The organism is Halochromatium sp. (assembly GCF_054919635.1).
In genome coordinates, this window is sequence record NZ_JBUDPI010000160.1 from 1 (window position 1) to 7,939 (window position 7,939).

General features: G+C 61.4%; 9 protein-coding genes. 7 read left to right on the forward strand and 2 right to left on the reverse strand.

All coding sequences use genetic code 11. The features are described 5' to 3' along the window. The 3 genes from ACY693_RS10825 to ACY693_RS10835 all read left to right on the forward strand — a co-directional run. The coding region (locus ACY693_RS10825) for a TolC family outer membrane protein (RefSeq protein WP_462321840.1) at window positions 1–1,260 on the forward strand (1,260 nt) is incomplete at its 5' end. A gap of 23 nt (window positions 1,261–1,283) precedes the next feature. Beyond that, a complete protein-coding gene (gene aroC / locus ACY693_RS10830) occupies window positions 1,284–2,399 on the forward strand; it encodes a chorismate synthase (protein ID WP_462321841.1) in 1,116 nt (371 codons plus the stop codon). 26 nt (window positions 2,400–2,425) lie between these two features. Then, window positions 2,426–3,553, forward strand: a complete 1,128-nt coding sequence (locus tag ACY693_RS10835) for an MFS transporter (protein WP_462321842.1) — start codon at window positions 2,426–2,428, stop codon at window positions 3,551–3,553. A gap of 30 nt (window positions 3,554–3,583) precedes the next feature. On the opposite strand, the gene ACY693_RS10840 is transcribed toward ACY693_RS10835, so the two are convergent. Next, on the reverse strand, window positions 3,584–4,081 hold the full coding sequence (locus ACY693_RS10840) for a DUF302 domain-containing protein (RefSeq protein ID WP_462321843.1): 498 nt from the start codon (window positions 4,079–4,081) through the stop codon (window positions 3,584–3,586). Window positions 4,082–4,369: 288 nt separating this feature from the next. On the opposite strand from ACY693_RS10840, the gene larE reads away from it, so the two are divergent. Next, window positions 4,370–5,152, forward strand: coding sequence for an ATP-dependent sacrificial sulfur transferase LarE (gene larE, locus ACY693_RS10845; protein ID WP_462321844.1), 783 nt, complete (start codon window positions 4,370–4,372; stop codon window positions 5,150–5,152). Window positions 5,153–5,298: 146 nt separating this feature from the next. Here larE and ACY693_RS10850 read toward each other — a convergent pair whose 3' ends face one another. After that, window positions 5,299–5,580 carry a cupin domain-containing protein gene (locus ACY693_RS10850; RefSeq protein WP_462321845.1) on the reverse strand — a complete coding sequence of 94 codons (282 nt, stop codon included), beginning with the start codon at window positions 5,578–5,580 and terminating at the stop codon, window positions 5,299–5,301. Window positions 5,581–5,686: 106 nt separating this feature from the next. Between ACY693_RS10850 and pncC the strand changes: the two genes are divergently transcribed. The 3 genes from pncC to recA form a co-directional block, all read left to right on the forward strand. After that, window positions 5,687–6,211, forward strand: coding sequence for a nicotinamide-nucleotide amidase (gene pncC / locus ACY693_RS10855; protein WP_462321846.1), 525 nt, complete (start codon window positions 5,687–5,689; stop codon window positions 6,209–6,211). Next, the gene (thpR, locus tag ACY693_RS10860) at window positions 6,204–6,713 is read left to right on the forward strand and encodes an RNA 2',3'-cyclic phosphodiesterase (protein WP_462321847.1); all 510 of its coding nucleotides are present in this window, start codon (window positions 6,204–6,206) and stop codon (window positions 6,711–6,713) included. Before pncC ends, thpR begins: the two co-directional genes overlap by 8 nt. A gap of 148 nt (window positions 6,714–6,861) precedes the next feature. Continuing rightward, the coding region (gene recA / locus ACY693_RS10865; RefSeq protein WP_462321848.1) for a recombinase RecA at window positions 6,862–7,939 on the forward strand (1,078 nt) is incomplete at its 3' end.

Below are 7,939 nucleotides of genomic sequence, written 5' to 3' on the forward strand. Positions count from 1 at the left end.
GCTGTCAGAAGCGACCCGGTATTGCGTGAGGCCGAGCAAACCTTCTATGCCACCCGCGAGGTGAAGCCGCAGGCGAAGGCTTTGCTGCTGCCGAATTTTGGCGTCTCTGGTAGCGTCGATTACACCGACCTCGAGGCACGGGGCGACTCTCAGACATTAGGCAGCTTCACGCGCAACGACAGCTTCAGCAGCTCTAATCTCTCCGCGGTCGTCTCGCAGTCGGTCTACAACCGCGGCGACTGGATGCGCCTAAGCCAGGCTGATGACACCATCGCGCAGGCGGAAGCACAGTACCAGAATGCCGAGATCGAGCTGATGGTGCGGACCACCGAGGCCTATTTTGGAGTCCTCGAGGCCTCCGATCTGGTGCGGGTTCAAGAGGCCCTGGTCGCCGCCGATGAGCGCCAGTTGGAGCAGTCAAAGCAGCGTTTCGAGGTGGGGCTGGTCGCGATCACCGACGTCAACGATAACCAAGCGGCGTTCGACCGTTCGCGTGCCAACCTGATCACCGCCGAGAACGACCTGAACAATGCCTGGGAAGCCTTGCGCCGCATCGTCGGCCCGATTCAGGTGCCGCTGGCGCGGCTTGGCGATCGCCTACCGCTGTCGCCTCCAGAGCCGAACGACATCGACGTCTGGGCCGAGACCGCGCTGGCAAACAATTACGGTATTGCAGCGGCTAAGGCAGCGGCCGAGGCAGCGCGCAAGAACATCGAGATACAACGCTCCGGCTACTATCCGAGCCTCGATCTGCAGGCCGGCTACGATCTCTCAAGAACCGGCCAGGAATTCGGCACCGATACCGACTCCGGTTTCATCGGACTCAATGTCAACATCCCGATCTACCAGGGCGGTGCCGTCGCTTCATCGACCCGTCAGGCTGGACACCAATTCCGTGCCGCCCAGGATCGGCTGGATCAGGAGCGTCGCGCGGTCGTCAATCAGGTCAAGGATGCCTTTCGCGGTATCCTGTCGAGCATCAGCGATGTGAAGGCAAGGCAGGCTGCAATCGTCTCAGCGCGTAGCTCACTGGAGTCCACCGAGGCGGGCTTGGAGGTTGGCACCCGGACTCAGGTCGACGTGCTGAACGCCCAGCGTAATCTCTTTCAAGCCGAGTTCGATTATCTCTCGGCGCGCTATAACTATATCCTCAACGGTATCCGCCTGCATCAGGCCACCAGCACGCTGACCCGTGATGTATTGGCCAAGGGGAATGCTTGGCTGACGGATCAGGATATGGTCCAGCCGCCCTCCTACTGAGTCCGCTTACTGAATCCGCCATCGTGTCAGGAAATAGCTTCGGTCGATCCTTCGTCGTCACCAGTTTCGGTGAGAGTCACGGCCCGGCGATCGGTGGCATCGTCGACGGTTGTCCGCCTGGACTGGCACTGTCGGAGGCCGATCTGCAGGTTGATCTCGATCGACGTGCGCCAGGAAAATCGCGCCACACCACGCAGCGGCGTGAGTCGGATCAGGTGCGGATTCTCTCCGGTGTCTTTGAGGGCGAGACCACGGGCGCGCCGATTGGCTTGTTGATCGAGAACCAGGATCAACGCTCCAAAGACTACTCCGAGATCGCGGCACGATTTCGGCCCGGACACGCCGATTACAGCTACACCATGAAATATGGTCGGCGCGATTATCGAGGTGGCGGGCGATCATCGGCGCGGGAGACGGCCATTCGAGTGGCTGCCGGCGGCGTTGCCAAGATCTGCCTGCGGCGCCTGGCGCAGATCGAGGTGCGCGGCTGTCTGTCCCAACTCGGCCCGATTAAGCTCGCGGTCCCTGGCGACGCAGCGTTTGACTGGGCGCAGGTTGAGAGTAACCCATTCTTTTGCGGCAGCCCGTCTCAGGTTGCGGAGCTTGAGACCTACATGGACGAGCTGCGCAAGTCCGGCGATTCAATCGGCGCCGAGGTGACGGTGATGGCGACCGGCTTGCCACCGGGCCTTGGAGAGCCGATCTTTGATCGCCTGGATGCCGAGATCGCGCATGCGCTGATGAGCATCAATGCCGTCAAGGGGGTCGAGATCGGCGCGGGCTTCGCCAGTGTCGCTCAGCGCGGCACCCAGCATCGCGATGAGATGACTCCTGCAGGCTTCCTTTCCAACAATGCCGGCGGAGTTCTCGGCGGCATCTCGACCGGTCAGGACGTCGTCGCGCGGCTCGCATTGAAGCCAACCTCGAGCATCCGCCTTCCGGGTCGCACGATCGACCTCCAAGGCGTCGAGACGGAGGTGGTGACCAGAGGTCGGCACGATCCCTGCGTTGGGATCCGGGCAACGCCGATCGCCGAGGCGATGTTGGCCATCGTGTTGGCCGATCACCTATTGCGCCATCGCGCCCAGAATGCCCAGGTGGTGCCGCCGCTAGCACCCATTCCCGCGCAAGCGCCTTAGGCCTCGCATCGCGTTGGGCTGAGCCGATGCCTTACGCGCGTCTATCAGGCTATTACCTGTTTCACTTCGCCGCGCTTGGTGCGCTGGTCCCGTTCTGGGGCCCGTACCTGCGTGATCGCGGCTTCGAGCCAGTTGCTATCGGCGGGCTCATGGCGATCCTGATGGGCACCAAAATCGTGGCACCAAATCTATTCGGTGCCGTCGCCGATCAGCGTGGCCAGCGGATGCCCATCGTTCGGGTCGGAGCCTTGATTGCGCTGCTCAGCTTCTGTGCCGTGTTCTGGACCGAGGGTTTCTGGGGCATGGCCTTGACCATGGCAATCTGGAGCTTCTTCTGGAATGGACCCTTGCCCCTGCTGGAGGCGGTGACCTTCAACCACCTGGGCACGCAGGTCAGTCGCTATGCGCTGGTCCGGGTCTGGGGCAGTGTCGGCTTCATCCTGGCGGTGCTTGCGGTTGGTTGGTGGCAGCAAGAGGCGGGTACCGAGGTCGTTCCCATTGCTGTGCTGCTGCTGTTCGGCGGGATTTTGTCGAGTGTCTTGCTGATTCCAGATTGCCCGCATGCGCAGGGGACCACAGAGCATCTGTCACTTCAGCGCCTGTTGCAGCGACCAGAGGTGCTGCTGTTTCTGCTCGCGTGCCTGCTGATGCAGGCAAGCCATGGTGCCTACTATGCGTTCTACTCGATCTATCTCGAGGCGGAGGGGTATCCAGATGCCGCCGTTGGGGCGCTTTGGGCCTTCGGGGTGTTCATCGAGGTGTTGGTGTTCCTGAAGATGCACCGCCTATTGCATCGGTTTAGGACGCGGACACTGATCCTCTGGAGCCTCGCGCTCGCTGCGCTGCGCTGGTTGATCATTGGTTCATTCGTTGAGGTCCTGGCGCTGCAGATTGCTGCGCAGGCATTGCATGCAGCGACCTTCGGCGTCTTCCATGCGTCGGCGATTCACCTAACCCATCACTATTTTCCGGGGGTCACCCAGGGCCGCGGCCAAGCGCTCTACAACAGTATCAGCTTTGGTGTCGGTGGCGCTCTCGGTAGCCTGACCAGCGGGCTGCTCTGGTCAGCTGCTGGTGCCAGCTGGACCTATGCGACTGCCGCTGGGTTTGCCGCACTTGGTTTTGTTGCTGCGGCTGCCAGCAAGTGCCGATGAGCCAGCACCTGCTGGATGCCGGAGAGTGGCTCAGAGCTCGCCGTTAGCGCCTGCAGTCATGATCGATTCGATGTTGTCCCGGACCAGCTCGGCCTTCTCCAACAGTTCCGGCGGCAGATTGGCTCCGGGGATGATCTTGCCGAGGTCTAAGGTGACGAGCCAGGCCTTGCCTTCCGTGTCCTCGATGAGTGCGATACGGCAGGGTAGGTAGGCGGCGAAATCCGGGTTGAACTGCAGCATCTCATTGGCGATGCGGGCATCGCAGAACTGGTAGATCTCGATGCGCCCGGAGTCGACCCCCATCGCTTCCAGCTCCTTGTACAGGGGCAGGTGTGCGACTAGCTTGAAGTTCAATGAGTTAGCGCGAAGCTTCATCGAGTCGACCGCATCGTCCATCGATACGTCATCGGCCAACGGCATCTTCAGCACGGTGTCTGAGATGCTCATGGTTTGAGCGCTTGCGATGGCAGTCGTGAGTGCGAGGAAGAACGCCAGGAACGGCAGGATCAGCAACGGCTTGGAACGCATCTTTTTGAAATCTCCCCTCGGAGCCGAGCCCTTGGTGGCATCGGTCTACGGTGTGTTGTTTGCCCAGCGTTCGCGAGCTGGGCGTTTCGGGGCCGGACGCCCAAGGCAGGATCAGTCCGACGCTTGTCATTGTGACCTGTCTCACCGGAAACTGCCAAATCGCGCCTAGACTGTGACTGCTGGGACGCCGAGCGTATACTCGGCGCCCCATCAAACAGAGAAAGAGCCTGGGCCGATGAGCCTGGGTCGGCGATTCAGAGTCTTAAGGAGCTGATGAGGAGGAGGACGATGGAGCATAGCCATGGTGAACTAATCGATCATCTCGAGGCGCTAGGGGCCGCCGCTGTCGCCTTCTCGGGCGGCGCCGACAGCACCTTGCTGCTCGCGCTCCTGCGCCAGCGACTCGGGAGTAAGCAGGTGATTGCCCTCACTGCGGTGACGCCGTATATGGTGCGGCAGGAGATCGGCGATGCGGTTGCATTGACATCGAAGCTCGATGTGCGCCATGAGCTGGTTGAGATGCCAGTCCCCGAGGGCATGGAGGTCAACCCGACTGATCGCTGCTACCGCTGTAAGCGCGCGATGTATACACATCTGCTGACGAGCGCTGCCGAGTACGGCTTTGATCGATTGATCGATGGCAGCAATAGGGATGATGCCGATGAACAGCGCCCCGGATTGCGTGCGCTGCGCGAGCTTGGCATTCGCAGTCCGTTCATCGAGCTGGGGATCGATAAGGCGGCTGTGCGACAGATCGCACGCGAGATGGATCTGCCGACCTGGCACAAGCCGACCAATGCCTGTCTGCTGACGCGCATCGGCTTCAATGTGCGATTCTCGATGGATCAGCTACAGCGGATCGAGGAAGCGGAGCGGTTTCTCCTGGAGCTTGGCTACACCTGGGTGCGGGTGCGCTGTCATGGTGACCTGGCCCGGATCGAGGTCGCACCGGTGCAGCGCGAGCGCCTCCTTACGGATGCGGCGACGGTGATCGAGGGTGTCCAGCGATTCGGCTTTCGCTATGTCACCATGGATCTGGCTGGCTACCAGACCGGCAGCATGAACGAGTAGCGATCTCCAGCTCGATCCCCAACGCTATCCTAAAGCCCTAAGTGCGGGAGGCCTTTGCTGGTGATGGCCGCTTAGGTTGAAACGTCCTCGGTCGAGCGTGTTTTGGCGAGGCGCGGTTAGTCGAGCCCCGCTCAGTCCAGACCCGCTTAATCTAAACGATAGTGTTTTTCGACGGCCTTGGAGATCTCCCACGTGCAGCTCATGCCGGCAGGGAAGGTGATGAGGTCGCCGCGTTTGAACTGCTGAGGCTCACCGCCCTTGGGCGTGACGCTAAAGGCTCCACGCACCACATAACAGGTCTCTTGTTGATGATAGGTCCAGTCGAAGGTGGAAGGCTCTTTCTTCCAGATCGGCCAGTGCTCAACGCCAAGAACGTCGAGCTTTGCCGGAGGAGGGTTGTGCTCGCATAGGATGCTGTTGTCGGTCATGGTCGACTCCTTCAAGGTTGTCTGTGGGGCTCGGTGCCCTGCATGCTGTAGACCTGCATGCTATAGATAGGTGGCAAACGCGGCAGCGACAAATGATGAAGACCCGATGATTTCCGATCGTGCACCAGATCTCGCTCAGCCCGTCTCCGACTTGCTTGTTGCATTAGCCACCGAGCTTGGCCAGTGTCTGCAAGCGAGCGGTGATCGGTTGGTGACCGCGGAGTCTTGCACGGGTGGCTGGATCGCCAAGTGCATCACCGACATCGCCGGCAGCAGTGCCTGGCTTGAACGTGGATTCGTTACCTACAGCAACGAGGCCAAGCAGGAGATGCTCGGCGTCAGCGCTGATACCCTAGCGCAGCATGGGGCGGTGAGCGAGGCGGTCGTGCGCGAGATGGCGCAAGGTGCCTTGGCGCGGAGCCAGGCAACCCTGGCGGTGTCGGTGAGCGGGATTGCTGGACCGGGTGGTGGCACGCCGCAGAAGCCTGTGGGTACCGTCTGCTTTGGCTGGGCACGGGTTGACCGAGCTGAGGCGGAGACTCGGTTGTTCCCTGGTGACCGTGACCAGGTGCGTCGGCAGTCGGTTGAGCATGCGCTGCGCCTGCTGATCGCTGGTCAGTATCATGGTTGAGCGTCTATTCTTCGCGCTCTGGCCGCCCGTCTCGCAGCGTGACGCACTCGCTCGTGCGTCTCAAGGGCTATCAGTTGTGCCGGCTCGCTGGACGCAAACGGCGGATCTTCACCTGACACTCGTCTTTGTCGGCCCCGTCGAAGCCCACCTATTCGGTTGTGTGGCGGCCGCCGGTGATGACGTTGCAGTTGCGCCCTTCGACCTCAGGCTCGCCGGGATCAGGCATTGGGAGCACAACGGTCTTTGGGTTGCCGAGCCTGCTGATGCCCCTTCAGGTCTGCTGAATCTGGTCAGCCAATTGCAGCAGAACTTGCTCGCTTGCGGTTTGGAGCCCGAGAAACGCCCCTATCGTCCCCACATAACCTTGGCTCGGAAGGCGCCAGCGATCAGTCCGATGCCACTGCATCTGCACTGGCCGGTGACCAATTTCGTGCTTGCTACCAGCCGGCCGCGCTCCGGCTCGGCCTACCAGGTACTCAGACGCTGGACACTCGACGTCTAAGGGCACGTTTGAGAGGCTTCGGCCAAGATCGTTGGTCGGGCGATGCGTCGCATTCGCCTGGTGTGGCATCGGGCGCGCTGTGTGATAATTCTGCGCTCGCCGCGTCGACCGGGCCAGGGCGGCGTTTCTAACCCTGTGAGGAGTCGCAATGGATGATAATCGCAAGAAGGCGCTAGCAGCCGCGTTGGGCCAGATCGAGAAGCAGTTTGGCAAGGGCTCAGTCATGCGCATGGGCGACGCCGGTGCCATACCGAATATCGAAGCCGTCTCGACTGGCTCGTTGGGCCTGGACATTGCGCTCGGCATTGGCGGTCTCCCACGCGGGCGCGTGATCGAGATCTACGGGCCTGAATCCTCGGGCAAGACCACCTTGACCTTGCATGCAGTGGCCGAGGCGCAACGCGCGGGTGGCACTGCGGCCTTCGTCGACGCTGAGCATGCGCTCGATCCAAGCTATGCCGAAAAGCTCGGCGTGAACATGGATGAGCTTCTCGTCTCGCAGCCTGACACCGGAGAGCAGGCGCTTGAGATCACCGATATGCTGGTGCGCTCCGGCGCGGTCGACATGGTGGTTATCGATTCGGTCGCGGCGCTGACCCCGAAGGCCGAGATCGAGGGCGAGATGGGTGACTCGCACGTCGGTCTGCAGGCCCGCCTGATGTCGCAAGCATTGCGCAAGCTGACTGCAAACATCAAACGCTCGAACGCGATCGTCATCTTCATCAACCAGATTCGAATGAAGATCGGCGTCATGTTTGGCTCTCCGGAGACCACATCGGGGGGCAACGCGCTGAAGTTCTATGCATCGGTGCGGCTCGATATTCGGCGGATCGGCTCGGTCAAGCGCGGCGCTGAAGTGGTGGGCAATGAAACCCGGGTCAAGGTGGTCAAGAACAAGGTGGCCCCGCCGTTCCGTGAGGTGACCTTCGATATCCTGTACGGGGAGGGCATCTCCCGGGAAGGTGAGATGATCGACCTCGGCGTCGGCGCCTCGATTATTGACAAGTCCGGAGCCTGGTATAGCTATGACGGCAATCGGATTGGCCAGGGGAAGGATAATGTGCGCGGTTTCTTGAAGGAGAACCCGGACATCGCGGCTGAGATCGATGTCAAGGTCCGGGATGCGCTGTTGCCGAAGCCAAGGTCGGCTCAGTTGGAAGGAGAGCTCGACGCAACCTCGCCGTCCGCCACCGAGGCGGCCGCGGACGACAAGGTAGACGCCGATG